Raw genomic sequence first — 14,585 nt, forward strand, 5'->3', positions numbered from 1 at the left:
TCCCAAGGCCATCAAGCGGCGGAGCGTCTCGTTCCGCCGCACCAGATCCGATGTCGCGAAAGCCGGTTCGCCGGCTTTCTTTTATCCCCTGTTGCCTATTGCAAAGACAGACCGGACGCGGCCGATGACGAGCCAAAAAGAACCAAAGATTGAGCTGTCGGGCATCTCCAAGTCCTTTCCCGGCGTGCGCGCGCTGCACAAGGTGGCGCTGCGGCTCTATCCGGGCGAAGTGACTGCCCTGATCGGCGAAAACGGCGCAGGCAAGTCGACGCTGGTCAAGACGATGACCGGCATCTACCAGCCGGACGAAGGCGAGATCCGGGTTTCCGGCAAGGCGGTCACGCTCGCCTCGCCGCATGCCGCCTTCCAGGCCGGCATTACCGCCATCCATCAGGAAACCGTGCTTTTCGATGAGCTGTCTGTTGCGGAAAACATCTTTCTGGGGCACGCGCCCCGCACATCGCTGAAGCTGATCGACTGGCGCGGGATGAACGCGCGCGCGAAGGCTCTGCTTGCCGAAATCGGCGCCGGCCATATCGCGCCTGAGACGAAGCTGAAGGACCTGTCGATTGCCAACAAGCATCTGGTGGCCGTCGCCCGCGCGCTGTCGGTCAATGCCGAGGTCGTCATCATGGACGAGCCGACGGCCGCACTGTCCTACAAGGAAATCCAGGACCTGTTCGAGCTCATCGAGCTTCTGAAATCTCAAGGGAAAGCGATCCTCTTCATCTCGCACAAGTTCGACGAGATCTACCGCATCGCCGACCGCTACACCGTCTTCCGCGACGGCGAGATGGTGGGCGAGGGCCTGTTGCAGGACACATCCCAGCAGGAGATCGTCCGCATGATGGTCGGCCGCGCGGTCGATCAGGTCTTCCCGAAGAAGCAGGTCACGGCGGGCCCGGAAGTGCTCAAGGTTGTCGGCTATTGCCACCCGACCGAGTTCGACGACATTGCCTTTTCGCTCCGCGAGGGCGAAATCCTCGGCTTCTACGGTCTCGTCGGCGCGGGGCGCAGCGAAGTCATGCAGGCGTTGTTCGGGATCACGAAACCGTCGAAGGGCGCGGTCCGCATCGATGGCGAGGTCGCGGTCATCCGCTCGCCGGCGGAAGCGGTGGACCGTGGTATCGTCTATGTGCCGGAAGATCGCGGCAAGCAGGGCGCGGTCACGGGTCTCCCGATTTTCCAGAACGTCACGCTCGCCTCGCTCAACAAGACCTCGAAACACGGTTTCCTGCGGCTGGCGGAAGAGTTCAGGCTGGCGCGAGAATATACCGAGCGGCTCGATCTGCGCGCCGCCTCGCTCGACCAGCATGTCGGCAATCTCTCCGGCGGCAACCAGCAGAAGGTCGTCATCGCCAAATGGCTTGCGACGAAGCCGCGTGTGATCATTCTCGACGAGCCGACCAAGGGCATCGATATCGGCTCGAAAGCCGCCGTGCATGAATTCATGTCGGAACTGGCTGCCCAGGGCCTTGCCGTGATCATGGTCTCGTCCGAACTCCCCGAAATCATGGGCATGAGCGACCGCATCGTCGTGATGCGCGAGGGCCGCATCGTCACCGAATTTGAAAACAATGCCAGCCTGAAGGCGGAAGCGCTTGTGCGGGCAGCGGCAGGAATTGGAGAGGCGGCATGAGCCAGATCCTCAGATTACGCGAGTTCTGGCTGGCGGTGCTGATAGCGGTCCTCGTCTTTGCCACCAACATGCGCGCGCCCGGCTTCGCCACGCCCGGCAGGCTGGCAGGTATCGTGGAGGATTCCTCGATCCTCATGATCCTGGCTCTGGGTCAGATGGTGGTGATCCTCACCCGTTCCATCGATCTCTCGATGGCCTCGAACCTTGCGCTCTCTGGCATGATCGTGGCGCTGATCAACAAGGCAGCCCCCGGCATTCCCGTGCCCGCCCTGATGCTGATCGCGACCTCCTGCGGTCTGCTGCTCGGCGCGCTCAACGGGCTCTTCATCTGGCGGCTCGGCATTCCGGCGATCGTCGTCACGCTCGGTTCGCTCACCATTTATCGCGGCGTCATTTTCCTCATCGCCGGCGGGCAATGGGTGAATGCCGATGCCTTTTCGGCTGCTTTCGTCGCCTATACGCGCATCGAATTCCTCGGCCTGCCGCTCCTCATCTGGTATGCGGTGGCGATTGTCGCGGCCTTCGTGATCCTCATGTCGCGCACCTCGCTCGGCCGCTCATTCTACGCGGTCGGCGTCAACCCGACGGCTGCCGTCTATGCCGGGATCGATGTCGGGCGCACGACCTTCTACGCCTTCTGCCTGTCCGGTCTGCTTTCCGGCTTCTGCGGCTATCTCTGGGTGTCGCGCTATGTCATCGGCTCGGTGGAAGTGGCACGCGGCTATGAGCTGACCGTGGTTGCGGCTTGCGTCATCGGCGGCATCTCGATTTCGGGCGGTGTCGGTACGGTCGCGGGCGCGGTGCTTGGGTCGTTGTTCCTCGGCGTCATCAACGGCGCTCTGCCGGTCATCAACATCTCGCCCTTCTGGCAGATGGCGATCTCGGGCGCGGCCATCATTCTCGCCGTTGTGCTGAACGGGCGCGGTGCCAAGCGCGGCCAGCGCCTCATTCTCAAAAATGCGGAGGCCGCGGCATGAGCATCCAATCCACCGAAACCCGCCGCATTCCAGATCGGCTGGGAACGCCGCTCAAGGCAGCGATTTTCTCCTGGCCGAGCCTGCTGCTGGTTGTCTTTGCAGTGCTTTTCGTCGTCAGTTCGCTCGCCTCGCCCTACTTCCTGTCGCCGTGGTCGCTGTCGGATGCGACCTTCAACTTCACCGAAAAGGTGCTGATTGCGCTGGCCATGGCGCTGCTGATCATTGCCGGCGAGATCGACCTGTCGGTCGCCTCGATCATCGCGCTCGCCTCGACCATGATGGGGCTCGCGCTGCAATATGGCGCGGGGACGCCGGAGTTGGTGCTGATCGGGGTCGTCACCGGCCTCGTCTGCGGTGCGTTCAATGGCTTTCTCGTGACCGGTCTCGGGCTGCCCTCCATCGTCGTCACCATCGGCACGATGAGCTTCTTCCGCGGTATTTCCTACATCGTGTTGGGCGATGGGGCCTTTAAGGGCTACCCGGAGAGCTTTGCCTATTTCGGCCAGGGTTATGTCTTCTGGGTCTTCTCCTTCGAGTTCGTGCTCTTCCTCGTCTTCTCGCTCATCTATTACGTGCTCCTGCACCGGACGAATTTCGGCCGGCAGGTCTTCGCCATCGGCAATAACGATGTTGCTGCGCGCTTTTCCGGCATCCGCGTCGAAAGGGTGAAGTTCATCCTCTTCCTGCTGACGGGACTGATGTCGGGCGTTGCCTCGGTGCTCTTGACCTCACGGCTTGATTCCACCCGCCCCTCGATTGCCGTCGGCTGGGAGCTGGAAGCGGTCACCATGGTCGTGCTCGGCGGCGTTTCCATTCTCGGCGGCGCAGGCACGATCCAGGGCGTTGTGATTGCGGCCCTCATCATGGGCCTCGTCACTTTCGGCCTGGGGCTTCTCAACGTGCCGGGCATCGTCATGTCTATCTTCATCGGCGCGCTGCTGATCTTCGTCATCGCGCTGCCGATCCTCTTCCGCAAGTTCAGGAACCGCCGCCGATGAGCCACGCCAGTCTGGAGAAACATGCCTTCAAGATGTTCCTCAATCCCGGCATGCGGGACGAGTACCAGCGCCGGCATGACGAGATCTGGCCGGAACTGGTCGACCTGCTGCACGAGGCTGGCGTTTCCGACTATTCGATCTTCCTCGATGAGGAGACGAATGTGCTCTACGGCGTGTTCTGGCGGCGCAAGGACCACACGATGGCAGACCTGCCCAAGACGGCAGTCATGCAGAAATGGTGGGCGCATATGGCCGACATCATGGCGACGAACGAGAAAAACGAGCCGATCGCCATCGATCTGACGCCCGTCTTTCACATGGAATGAACGGGCATGAAGCACATCGCCGTCATCGATATTGGCAAGACCAATGCCAAGGTCGCCCTCGTGGACCGGGAGAGCCTCAGCGAAATCGCCGTGACGAAGCGGCCGAACGCGGTGCTACAAGGCCCGCCCTATCCGCATTACGACGTCGAAGGCCTGTGGCAATTCATTCTGGACGGGCTGAAACGTTTTCAGACAGAGTTCGGTGTCGATGCGATTTCCATCACGACGCATGGTGCCTCCGCTGTTCTTCTCGATGCAGCCGGCCAGCTTGCAGCACCCGCTCTCGATTACGAATTCGACGGACCGGATAGGCTGGCGGCCGACTATGACGCCATCCGTCCGCCCTTTGCAGAAACCGGTTCCGCCCGCCTGCCGCTCGGCCTCAATCTCGGGGCACAGCTCTTCTGGCAGTTCCGCACCTTCCCGGACCTGCAGGCTCGGACCCGCACGATCCTCACCTATCCGCAATACTGGGCCTTTCGCCTCAGCGGCGTTGCGGTCAATGAAGTCACATCGCTCGGCTGCCACACCGATCTCTGGATGCCGGAGGAGGGAAAATATTCCTCCCTCGTCGAGCGCGAGGGCTGGACGGAGCTGATGGCCCCCGTCGCCCGTGCCGCCGACCGGCTGGGCTCGATCCTGCCGGACATCGCGGCCAGGACCGGGCTTGCGGGCGACACGCCCGTCATCTGCGGTATTCACGATTCCAACGCCTCTCTCTACGCCCATCTCGCCGCGCGTGTAGCGCCGTTCTCCGTCGTCTCGACCGGAACCTGGGTCATCTCCATGGCCGTGGGCGGCGCGAAAGTCGCGCTCGATCCCGCGCGCGACACGCTGGTCAATGTCAATGCCTATGGCGATCCGGTGCCGTCTGCCCGCTTCATGGGCGGACGCGAGTTCGAGCGCCTGATCGGCGAGAGGCCGAAGAATTTCGCGCCCGCCGACATCGATTCCGTTCTGGCGCGCGGCGCGATGCTGCTCCCGGCGGTCGAAAATCAGTCCGGCCCGTTCCAGGGGCGCAGCGCAGCCTGGACCGTGGACGAGGCGCGGCTCACGCCCGCGGAACGCTATGTCACTGTGTCCTTCTATCTCGCCTTGATGACCGCCACGGGTCTCGACATTGTCGGCGCCCAAGGCCCTGTTCTCGTGGAAGGTCCATTCGCGGAAAACAGCGCCTATCTCGCCATGCTCGCCGCCACCACCGGCCGCCCCGTGGAGGCAGTGGCCGGCACCGGAACCAGCATTGGCGCGGCGCTTCTGGTCGGGCATGCACGCCCCGCAAGCGGCAAGGGTGCAATCGAGCGCCCCGCCAACGAGGTGGCGCTTCGGGCCTATGCTGCCGACTGGACTGCACGGGCCAGCGCTTGAGGCCGGAGTGAGCTGGCCTCAGCCTTGCAATCTTCGCATGCACATTTCCGTCAAGAGGACTGAGAGGAAACGCGACCTCAGACCCTCTCGATCGACAAGAGCACAAAATTACCCATAAAAGCACAAGCCTTCTCTTTCCATCCTCGCCTTCCCAAGGATAATCAAGCATTCATAGGCGTTTGGGCGCAAATTGACCCTGCGCGTTCCACTAAGCATAATATGGCCTCGGCAGAATTTGAGGCTACAAGCGAGGAGCCTGAGACACGATGAACCGGAACCCGAGAATTGCCTTTATCGGCGCAGGCTCCACAGTCTTCATGAAGAACATCATCGGTGACGTCCTCCAGCGGCCGGCGCTGGCCGGCGCCACAATTGCGCTGATGGACATCAACCCGCAGCGGCTGGCCGAAAGCGAGATCGTCGCTTCCAAGCTGATCAACACGCTGGGCGTACCGGCAAAGATCGAGACGCATTCGGACCAGCGTCGCGCGCTCGACAAGGCCGACTTCGTCGTCGTCGCCTTCCAGATCGGCGGTTATGAGCCCTGCACGGTCACCGATTTCGAAGTGCCGAAGAAATATGGCCTGCGCCAGACCATTGCCGATACGCTCGGCGTTGGCGGCATCATGCGCGGGCTTCGCACCGTGCCGCATCTGTGGAAGATCTGCGAAGACATCCTCGCCGTCTGCCCCAATGCGATCATGCTGCAATATGTGAACCCGATGGCGATCAACACCTGGGCGATTGCGGAGAAATACCCGACGATCAAGCAGGTCGGTCTCTGCCACTCGGTTCAGGGCACGGCCTATGAACTGGCGCGCGATCTGGAAATCCCGGTCGAGGAAATCCGCTACCGCGCCGCCGGCATCAACCACATGGCCTTCTATCTCAATTTCGAGCATCGCCAGGCCGATGGCTCGTACAAGAACCTCTATCCGGAGCTGCTGAAGGGCTATCGCGAAGGCCGCTTCCCCAAGCCCAGCCACTGGAACCCGCGCTGCCCCAACAAGGTGCGCTACGAGATGCTGACCCGGCTTGGCTATTTCGTCACCGAAAGCTCGGAGCACTTTGCCGAATACACACCCTATTTCATCAAGGAAGGCCGCGAGGACCTGATCGAGAAATACGGCATTCCGCTGGACGAATATCCCAAGCGCTGCATCGAGCAGATCGAGCGCTGGAAGTCGCAGGCCGATGCCTACAAGGCGGCCGAAAAGATCGAGGTGAAGGCGAGCCACGAATATGCCTCGTCCATCGTCAACTCGGTCTGGACCGGCGAACCTTCTGTCATCTATGGCAACGTGCGCAACAATGGCTGCATCACCTCGCTGCCGGAAAACTGCGCGGCGGAAGTTCCGTGCCTGGTCGACAATAACGGCATTCAGCCGACCTTCATCGGCGCGCTGCCACCGCAGCTGACGGCGCTGATTCGCACCAACATCAACGTGCAGGAACTGACCGTGCAGGCGCTGATGACGGAAAATCGCGAGCATATCTATCATGCCGCGATGATGGACCCGCACACGGCGGCCGAACTCGATCTCGACCAGATCTGGTCGATGACGGACGACCTGATCGCTGCGCATGGCGACTGGCTGCCGGAATGGGCGCGGGCTAAGTAAGCCGTTCCAGTTCCGCCGCGCATATCGTCCAATGGGCCGGTTTCATCCGCAAAAGCCAGTCCGTCCTGAGCAGGGCGGGCTGGTCTGCTGACGTACCCATTTATTAAAGACAAGAAAAACATCGAATTCTTATGAAAGGCATGGGTTTTACCGGCCGATTTTACCAATTTAAAACCGGAAGGTGCGAGCGTGCGGGCGGATGACGACGAACGCACGAAATCGGCTGTCGAAAATGCACGATTTTCTAATTCTATTCGCAGCCAAGACAATCGGAACATGCCCCTCCGGTCTGCGCTCCATAGTCAGCTCGCGGCAGGGCAGCATGCCGTTGATGTTCGTTCTCTTCTTTGGCGGCCTGATGCTGGCGGCTGGTGGCGCCATCGATATCGCCAGTTCCATGCGCATTCGGTCCCACATTCAGAACATCGCCGACAGCGCCGCGCTAACCGGGGCCACCCAATACCGTCTCAGCCGCAGCGACAGCAACGCGATCACGCAGGTGGCACTCTCGGCAGCGCAGGCCGCATTTGACGAGGCGAAGTTGAATGCAACGGCTGAGGTCACCGTCGATGATACGATCAGGGCGGTCACTGTTGTCGTGACTGCCAAAGCGCCGTTGCGCTTCCTGAATATCGGTGGAAATGGCGGCTACGCGGTGAGCGCAAAGGCTACGGCACGCGCCGGCAGTTCGAGCGTCCTGTGCCTGCTTGCGCTCGGAGATGGGCAGCATATCCTGAATGTCCAGAACGGACGTGTCACCGCGCCGGATTGCAGCGTCAATTCGAATTCCGGATCGGCCCAGGGCATTGTTGCCAACGTCAAGGCATTCATCGCGGCGAAAATCATCTGTTCCAGCGGCGGCTATCAGGGCGGGACTTCGAATTTTAATCCGATGCCGAGCATAGACTGCCCTGTCGTGGCAGACCCGCTGAACTCCCGGGCGGCACCTGTTGTTGGCAAATGTGATTTTACCGACATGCGCATAGACAACCAGGATGTCACGCTCAAGCCCGGCGTCTATTGCAACGGGTTGACGATCAAAGACAATTCGCGTGTTCGAATGATGCACGGAACCTATATCATGAAAGACGGCGACTTGCGGGCGCAGGGAAACTCGAGTCTGATCATGGTCGATGCAGCCGTCTACCTGACCGGGCACAACGCCGAACTGGATTTCAGTCCCACCACGACACTTGACTTGAGTGCACCCGTCAACGGACCGCTGGCCGGGATCCTGTTTTTCGAGGACAGAAACGCCGACATCGGCAGGACGCATCAGATCGCCAGCCGCGCCGCATCCAAACTGCTCGGAACGATCTATCTGTCGCGCGGCAAGCTCGTCGTCGGACAGGCTCCCGGAACCTGTAGTCCAGCCGATGTGGGAACCGTGAACTGCCCGGAATCCCCGGTCAACGTGGCCGATCAATCGGCCTGGACGCTCATCGTCGCCCACGAGGTCAACATTACGTCAGGCGTGAACCTCGTGCTGAACTCCGGTTACGACGCGACCGCCGTTCCGGTGCCGCCGGAAAGCCTCGCAAGCTCCACCATTCTCACCCATTAAACTGCCCCGCCCGCATCCAGCCGCGCCAGAAACGCTTCCGCACTGGCGCGGTAAACTGCCTTCTGTCCCTCATCCATCCGCCGCCATGTGGCATAGGGCTGCGCGAGCCGGCGATTGCGGGAAAGCTTGTCGGCGTGGCGGTCGAGGAAGTGCCAGTAGAGCGCGTTGAGGGGACAGGCCTTGTCGCCCGTCTTCTGCTTGACGTCGTAGCGGCAGCCTGTGCAATAATCGGACATGCGCGAGACATAGGCGCCGCTTGCCGCATAGGGCTTGGAGGCGAGAAAGCCGCCATCGGCATATTGGCTCATGCCGACGACGTTCGGGAGTTCCACCCATTCGAAGGCATCGGCATAGACTTCCAGATACCAGATATGCAGCGCGTAAGGGTCGAGTCCGGCGAGCAGCGCGAAATTGCCGGTGATCATCAGCCGCTGGATATGATGGGCATAGGCGTGATCAATGGTCTCGCCGATGACGGTCGAGAGGCAGCGCATGTCCGTCTTTCCGGTCCAGAAGAAATCGGGCAGGGGGCGCCTGGCCTCGAAGAAATTCCTGTGCTCGTAGCCTGGTCCGGCCAGCCAATAAATGCCGCGCACGTATTCGCGCCAGCCGATGATCTGCCGTATGAAACCCTCTACAGCCTCGATGGGCGCATCCCCTTCCAGATAGGCGCGCTCGGCGGCGCGGCAGATTTCCAGCGGGTCGAGAAGGCCGATATTGATGTAGAAGGAGAGGAGCGCGTGGTTGAGGAACGGATCGCCCGCCAGCATCGCGTCCTGCGTCTCGCCGAAGAAGGGCAGGAAGTCGGCAATGAATGTGTCAGCGATGGCTTCTGCATCCTTCCGGGTCACGGCGAAGGAGAAGCCTTCGGTTGAGCCCATGTGATCGGGAAAGCGTGCTTCCACGAGCGCGGCCACGTCTTTCGTGATCTTGTCCGGCTTGATGCCTTTGCGCTCTTTCCTGAATAGCGTCGCGGTGGCGGGCTTGCGGTTTTCCGCATCAAAATTCCAGCGCCCGCCTACAGGCTTGTCGCCCTCCATCAGCAGCCGGGTCTTGCGGCGCATGTCGCGGTAGAAATATTCCATGGTCAGCTCGCGCCGGCCTTCGGCCCAGCGCTGGAACTCTGCGTGCGAGGCTAGGAAGCGGTCGTCTTGGCGGATTTCCACCGGGATGCCGATCTGCGTTTCCCAGCCCTTCATGGCCTCGACGACACGTCGCTCCGCCGCTTCGGTGACGATGATCCGCTCCGGCTTCAGGGCTCTCGCGGCGCGGGCGAGCTCGTCTCCGAAAGAGCCGGTATTGTCTTCGTCATCTAGCCGGATATACCGGACCTTGAAGCCCTTCTCAGCAAGTTCCTCGGCAAAATGCCGCATGGCGGAGAGAATGAGCACCAGCTTCTTCTTGTGATGCCGGACATAGGTCGTTTCCTCCGCCACCTCGACCATGAGCACGGTGTCGCGCGCCGGGTCTGCCTCCGTCAGGCTCGAGAGGACGGGTGTCAGCTGGTCGCCGAGAATGACGATGAGGTTGCGCGTGGGCTGCATGGGCTCCGGCTTTGCCTTGGGTCACATGCAGCCAATACGATAACGGGGGTAGCGCGGATTGCCGCGCCGTCAGCGCGCCAGCCAGCCGCCATCGACATTGAGCACCGCGCCGGTGACGTAATTGGCAGCGGGCGAGGCGAGGAAGACGGCGGTGCCGGCGATGTCGGAGGCTTCGCCCCAGCGGCCGGCGGGGATGCGCTCGAGGATCTGGCGCGAGCGGTCGGGATCGGCGCGCAGCGCCGTGGTGTTGTCGGTGGCGATATAGCCGGGCGCAATCGAATTGACTGTCACGCCATGCGGCGCAAGCTCGTTGGCAAGCGCCTTGGTGAGACCGGCGACGGCATGTTTGGAGGCCGTGTAGCCCGGAACGCGGATACCGCCCTGGAAGGAGAGGAGCGAGGCGATGTTGATGATGCGGCCGTGCTTGCGGGTCTGCATGCGGCGGGAGGCCGCCTGCGAGAGATACCAGACGGAATCGAGATTGGTCGAGAGAACGGCGCGCCAGTCTTCCTCGCTATGCACGGCGAGATCGGCGCGGCGGATGATGCCGGCATTGTTGACGAGAATGTCGATGCCGCCGAATTCGGCTTCCAGCTTTTCCACCAACGCTTCGGCGCCTGCGGCATCCAGCGTGCCGAGATCGGCATGCACATCCTTCGCCTTGCGGCCATGGGCGGCAATCGCTGCTGATGTTTCGTCACCGGGACGCGAATGGGTGGTGAAGGCCACGTCTGCGCCGGAGGCGGCGAGTGCCAAGGCAATCGCCTGACCGATGCCGGCAGCCCCGCCGGTCACGAGGGCGCGCTTGCCCTCAAGCGAAAAAGCCTGTGCCCAATCGAACGTCGCCGTCATCGTTTCCTCCCGCATGTGGCTTGTATCGTTTGGCGGAAGTCATGAAGGCTGAGCGCTGGGGACGCAAGTCTGAAAATAATTTGCGTTCGCTTGGGTTTTTAGGGCGCGATGAATGATCGTTTGCGTGTGGGGTAGCCCCCTCATCTGCCTGCCGGCATCTTCTCCCCGGAGGGGAGAAGCGGGCAAGCCGCGTCCTTGGCGCTCCCTATTCAGGTTGAGGGCGCCGGTCCCTTCGAAGGTGAAAGACTGAAGGCGCCGCAGCCTCTCCGTTCCTCCTCGCCCCATCGGGGAGAGGGTCGCCGAGCGAAGCGGAGGCGGGGTGAGGGGGCCAGACGGCAGGACGGAAAATCGTCCTACCTGATCCGCTGATCGTCCATCCCGAAGAACAGAACCCCTGCCGCATCAAACTCGGCGCGGATCTTCTCGCCATCCTTCATCGGGCGGATGCCGCCGAATTTCACGATGAGCAGGGTTTCGCCGCTGCGCGCATGGACCAGCGTTTCAGAGCCCAGATGCTCGACGATTTCGACATCCAGCAGAAGACTTGAATCGCCCCCATCCTTGAAGATTTCCGGGCGCAGGCCGGCCACCAGACGGGTACCGTCGGCAAGCGTCGTCGCCAGATGACCGGCGGGCAGCAGAATGCCGGAATCGTCCAGGCGGATGAGAGTCTGGCCATTCTGAGTGACTGCCGTGGCGGGCACGAAATTCATCTTCGGCGAGCCGATGAAGCCGGCAACGAAGCGGTTGTCGGGGTCGGTATAGAGCTGGAGCGGCGAGCCGACCTGTTCGATTCGGCCGTCGCGCAGGACGACGATCTTGTCGGCGAGCGTCATGGCCTCGACCTGGTCGTGGGTGACGTAGACGACGGTCGCGCCGAGCTTCTTGTGCAGCTTGGCGATCTCGACGCGCATGTGGACGCGCAGTTCGGCATCGAGGTTCGACAGCGGTTCGTCGAAGAGGAAGACCTTGGGGTGGCGGACGATGGCGCGGCCTATTGCCACGCGCTGGCGCTGGCCGCCGGACAGCGCCTTTGGCTTGCGGTCGAGCAGCTTTTCAAGCTCGAGGATGCGTGCCGCATCCATCACCTGTTTCTCGATTTCCGCTTTGGGCACGCCGGCGAAGCGCAGCGCAAAGCCCATGTTCTGCCGCACGGTGAGATGCGGATAGAGCGCATAGGACTGGAAGACCATGGCGATGCCGCGCTTCGACGGGTCGGTCTCGTTCATCCGCTGGCCGCTGATTTCGAGGTCGCCGGAGGAGATGTCCTCCAGCCCCGCGATCATGCGCAGCAATGTCGACTTGCCGCAGCCGGACGGGCCGACGAAGACGGTGAACTCGCCCTTTTCGATCTCCAGATCGACGCCCTTGATCACCTCCAGCGCGCCGAAGGTCTTGCGGACGGATTTCAGTGACAGCTCGCTCATCGCCATGATGTCCCCTTAAACGGCCGAGAGTGACAGGGTCTGCGTCGCAAAGCGCGGCGAAGAAACCTTCACGGTGACGGCACCCGTTGTCCCGGTCGATTCGATCCAGAAGCCCGTTGCACCGCCAGTCAGAATGATGGTTTCCGGGCCGAGCAGCTTGGCCACGCCCGAGACCTCGACATGCACCGGCTCGTCGAGGAAGGGCAGGATATTGCCCGCCTGATCGAGCGCGCGGACGATGAAGCGGACCTGATCCTTGGTAGCGGCAGGCAGCGTCTTGTCGTCTGCGACGACCTGCAGGGTTGCCGGAACCGGATCGGCGACCATCGCCATGCGGGCGACTTCCTTGCCGTCGATGAAGCCGACGAGTTCGCCCGGCTGCCATTCCATGCCCCAGAGGCCGAGTTCGTCCTTGGAGAAATGGCGATGGTCGATGACGACGGGCGGATGCGGCAGATGCGGGAAGCGCTCGCGGTCCGGGCCGACGCGCTTGCGGATGCCGGAGCCATAGGAGATCTCGACCTCGTCGCAATTGGTCAGCACGATCAGCGGCAGGATGCCACCGATATTGCGCTCGCCGCGCGCCCAGAAGGAGGCGGGCTGCATGACGACTTCATCGGACGGTTCGCACTGGCTCTTGTAAGCGTAAGCGGCAAATTTCGGTTCGCGGAAGATATCCATCACGCCATGATGGCAGATGCGGTCGCCCGAGCCGAAGTCCTTGTGCGTGTTGTAGTCGAACATGCACCAGCCGATGGCGCCGGAAATCGACGGATCGCCATACATGGCGTTCAGCACCTGCAGGTGGCGGGTGACGTGTTCGGCCTGGCGCTGCTCCTGGTCATGCCGCTTCGTCGGATACATATGGCCGCCGAATTCGGTGATGATGTAGGGAACCTTCTGCTTCAGGCCTGTGCATTCCTGCTGGTCGCGCAGCGGAATGCGGCCACGGTTCGCGCCCGGCATTTCTTCCGAGCCGAGAACGAAGTCGTTCATCGTGAAGACGTCTTCGAGGAATTCGCTGTCGGTGATGTAGCGTACGCCGCCGGTCTGGCGGGTGGGATCGAGCGCGCGCGCGGTCTTGTTGGTCTCGACATAGAAGTCGTGATTGTCCTGCGACTCGTTGATGCGCACGCCCCATAGGATGATGGAGGGGTGGTTCCAGTCGCGGCGGATCATCCGCTCGACATTCTTGACGCTTTCGGCCTGCCAGTCCTTGCCGCCGATATGCTGCCAGCCGGGGATTTCTTCAAACACGAGAAGGCCGATGCGGTCGCAATGGTCGAGGAACCACGGGGACTGCGGGTAGTGCGAGGTGCGGACCAGATTGCACTTGAGATCATATTTCATGATCTCGGCATCCCGCTCCTGCGCGCGCTTGCCCATGGCATAGCCGGTATAGGGCCAGGACTGGTGGCGGTTCAGCCCGCGGATCTTCAGCGGCTTGCCATTGAGGAAGAAGCCTTCCGGCGTGAACTGCGCGGTGCGGAAACCGAAATTGGCGGATAGGTTGTCCGTGCCGCTGGCCGTCACGAGCACGGCTTCGAGCGTATAGAGAACCGGATTTTCCGGCTCCCAGATCGAAAGGCCTGCCATGTCGGTGAAGGAGACGATTTCGGAGGCGCCCGAAACGGTCTTTTCCGTCGAGGCGATGACCTTGCCGTCGGCGGATTTCAGCGACAGCGTCAGCGTGCCCTCAAGCGCAAGGCCTGCAGCCGCGCGCAGATCGACGCGGGCGGTGACAGACTTCTTGTCGGCGAGCGCGACGGGCGTTTCAATCTTGATATTCTCGATGGAGATCGGGCTTGCGATCTTCAGCCAGGCGTCGCGATAGATGCCGGCATAGGTGAGATAGTCGATACGGCCGCCGAAGGGCGGGATTTCCGGATTTTCGGACCCGTCGATCTTCACCGTGATGAGGTTGTCGCCCTGCTTGAGGTGGCCGGTCAGAACGGCTTCGAAAGGGGTGTAACCATCCTTGTGGGCGACGACTTCCGTGCCGTTCACGTAGACGACAGCATCGGCCATCGCGCCGTCGAAGACGACCGAGACTTGCTTGCCCTCGAATTCCGGAGCCCAAGCGATGACCTTCTGGTAGGTGAAGGGCTTCTGGTAGGCCTTTTCGTCGAAATAGTTCAGCGGCAGATCCAGCGCATTGTGGGGCAGGCGAACCGTCTCGCCCTTGAGGGGCGCACCGACGGCAGCCTTGTCGAAGCCGGCGGCAAAGATCCAGTTGTCGTTGAAGAGCGTGGTATTGCGCATGGGAAG

11 protein-coding genes are annotated in these 14,585 nt (G+C 61.8%); 7 read left to right on the forward strand and 4 right to left on the reverse strand.

Going from position 1 to position 14,585, the window contains the following annotated elements; translation table 11 throughout:
* Positions 1–124: 124 nt before the first annotated feature.
* From ABID16_RS13165 to ABID16_RS13195, 7 genes are all read left to right on the forward strand, one after another.
* Positions 125–1,639, forward strand: a complete 1,515-nt coding sequence (locus ABID16_RS13165; protein WP_354556803.1) for a sugar ABC transporter ATP-binding protein — start codon at positions 125–127, stop codon at positions 1,637–1,639.
* Positions 1,636–2,616 carry an ABC transporter permease gene (locus ABID16_RS13170; RefSeq protein ID WP_354556804.1) on the forward strand — a complete coding sequence of 327 codons (981 nt, stop codon included), beginning with the start codon at positions 1,636–1,638 and terminating at the stop codon, positions 2,614–2,616. The genes ABID16_RS13165 and ABID16_RS13170 overlap by 4 nt, the downstream gene beginning before the upstream one ends.
* Complete coding sequence (locus ABID16_RS13175; RefSeq protein WP_354556805.1) at positions 2,613–3,614, forward strand: ABC transporter permease; 1,002 nt, start codon at positions 2,613–2,615, stop codon at positions 3,612–3,614. Before ABID16_RS13170 ends, ABID16_RS13175 begins: the two co-directional genes overlap by 4 nt.
* On the forward strand, positions 3,611–3,940 hold the full coding sequence (rhaM, locus tag ABID16_RS13180; protein WP_354556806.1) for an L-rhamnose mutarotase: 330 nt from the start codon (positions 3,611–3,613) through the stop codon (positions 3,938–3,940). Before ABID16_RS13175 ends, rhaM begins: the two co-directional genes overlap by 4 nt.
* Before the next feature lie 6 nt (positions 3,941–3,946).
* Positions 3,947–5,308: an FGGY-family carbohydrate kinase gene (locus ABID16_RS13185; protein WP_354556807.1), complete on the forward strand. Its 1,362-nt coding sequence runs from the start codon at positions 3,947–3,949 to the stop codon at positions 5,306–5,308.
* A gap of 266 nt (positions 5,309–5,574) precedes the next feature.
* Positions 5,575–6,930, forward strand: a complete 1,356-nt coding sequence (locus tag ABID16_RS13190; protein WP_354556808.1) for an alpha-glucosidase/alpha-galactosidase — start codon at positions 5,575–5,577, stop codon at positions 6,928–6,930.
* A gap of 322 nt (positions 6,931–7,252) precedes the next feature.
* Positions 7,253–8,494 carry a pilus assembly protein TadG-related protein gene (locus ABID16_RS13195; RefSeq protein WP_354556809.1) on the forward strand — a complete coding sequence of 414 codons (1,242 nt, stop codon included), beginning with the start codon at positions 7,253–7,255 and terminating at the stop codon, positions 8,492–8,494.
* Here ABID16_RS13195 and ABID16_RS13200 read toward each other — a convergent pair.
* From ABID16_RS13200 to ABID16_RS13215, 4 genes are all read right to left on the reverse strand, one after another.
* Positions 8,491–10,038: a cryptochrome/photolyase family protein gene (locus tag ABID16_RS13200; protein ID WP_354556810.1), complete on the reverse strand. Its 1,548-nt coding sequence runs from the start codon at positions 10,036–10,038 to the stop codon at positions 8,491–8,493. The genes ABID16_RS13195 and ABID16_RS13200 overlap by 4 nt on opposite strands.
* A gap of 69 nt (positions 10,039–10,107) precedes the next feature.
* The gene (gene kduD / locus ABID16_RS13205) at positions 10,108–10,890 is read right to left on the reverse strand and encodes a 2-dehydro-3-deoxy-D-gluconate 5-dehydrogenase KduD (protein WP_354556811.1); all 783 of its coding nucleotides are present in this window, start codon (positions 10,888–10,890) and stop codon (positions 10,108–10,110) included.
* Between the two features lie 353 nt (positions 10,891–11,243).
* The gene (locus ABID16_RS13210; protein ID WP_354556812.1) at positions 11,244–12,317 is read right to left on the reverse strand and encodes an ABC transporter ATP-binding protein; all 1,074 of its coding nucleotides are present in this window, start codon (positions 12,315–12,317) and stop codon (positions 11,244–11,246) included.
* A gap of 15 nt (positions 12,318–12,332) precedes the next feature.
* Positions 12,333–14,579 (reverse strand): glycoside hydrolase family 2 TIM barrel-domain containing protein, encoded by a 2,247-nt coding sequence (locus ABID16_RS13215; protein ID WP_354556813.1) that lies wholly within the window; start codon positions 14,577–14,579, stop codon positions 12,333–12,335.
* Positions 14,580–14,585 lie beyond the last annotated feature (6 nt).

Origin of the sequence: Limnomicrobium aquaticum, from assembly GCF_040545545.1 — a bacterium.
GTDB lineage: Bacteria > Pseudomonadota > Alphaproteobacteria > Rhizobiales > Rhizobiaceae > Ensifer_A > Ensifer_A aquaticum.

Excerpts from the sequence above, each read along its gene's own strand:
- ABID16_RS13210 (WP_354556812.1), bottom strand. The coding sequence starts at position 12,317 with ATGAGCGAGCTGTCACTGAAATCCGTCCGCAAGACCTTCGGCGCGCTG.
- ABID16_RS13185 (WP_354556807.1), top strand. The coding sequence starts at position 3,947 with ATGAAGCACATCGCCGTCATCGATATTGGCAAGACCAATGCCAAGGTC.
- ABID16_RS13165 (WP_354556803.1), top strand. The coding sequence starts at position 125 with ATGACGAGCCAAAAAGAACCAAAGATTGAGCTGTCGGGCATCTCCAAG.
- ABID16_RS13195 (WP_354556809.1), top strand. The coding sequence starts at position 7,253 with ATGCCGTTGATGTTCGTTCTCTTCTTTGGCGGCCTGATGCTGGCGGCT.
- ABID16_RS13170 (WP_354556804.1), top strand. The coding sequence starts at position 1,636 with ATGAGCCAGATCCTCAGATTACGCGAGTTCTGGCTGGCGGTGCTGATA.
- ABID16_RS13190 (WP_354556808.1), top strand. The coding sequence starts at position 5,575 with ATGAACCGGAACCCGAGAATTGCCTTTATCGGCGCAGGCTCCACAGTC.
- ABID16_RS13175 (WP_354556805.1), top strand. The coding sequence starts at position 2,613 with ATGAGCATCCAATCCACCGAAACCCGCCGCATTCCAGATCGGCTGGGA.
- kduD (WP_354556811.1), bottom strand. The coding sequence starts at position 10,890 with ATGACGGCGACGTTCGATTGGGCACAGGCTTTTTCGCTTGAGGGCAAG.
- ABID16_RS13215 (WP_354556813.1), bottom strand. The coding sequence starts at position 14,579 with ATGCGCAATACCACGCTCTTCAACGACAACTGGATCTTTGCCGCCGGC.
- ABID16_RS13200 (WP_354556810.1), bottom strand. The coding sequence starts at position 10,038 with ATGCAGCCCACGCGCAACCTCATCGTCATTCTCGGCGACCAGCTGACA.
- rhaM (WP_354556806.1), top strand. The coding sequence starts at position 3,611 with ATGAGCCACGCCAGTCTGGAGAAACATGCCTTCAAGATGTTCCTCAAT.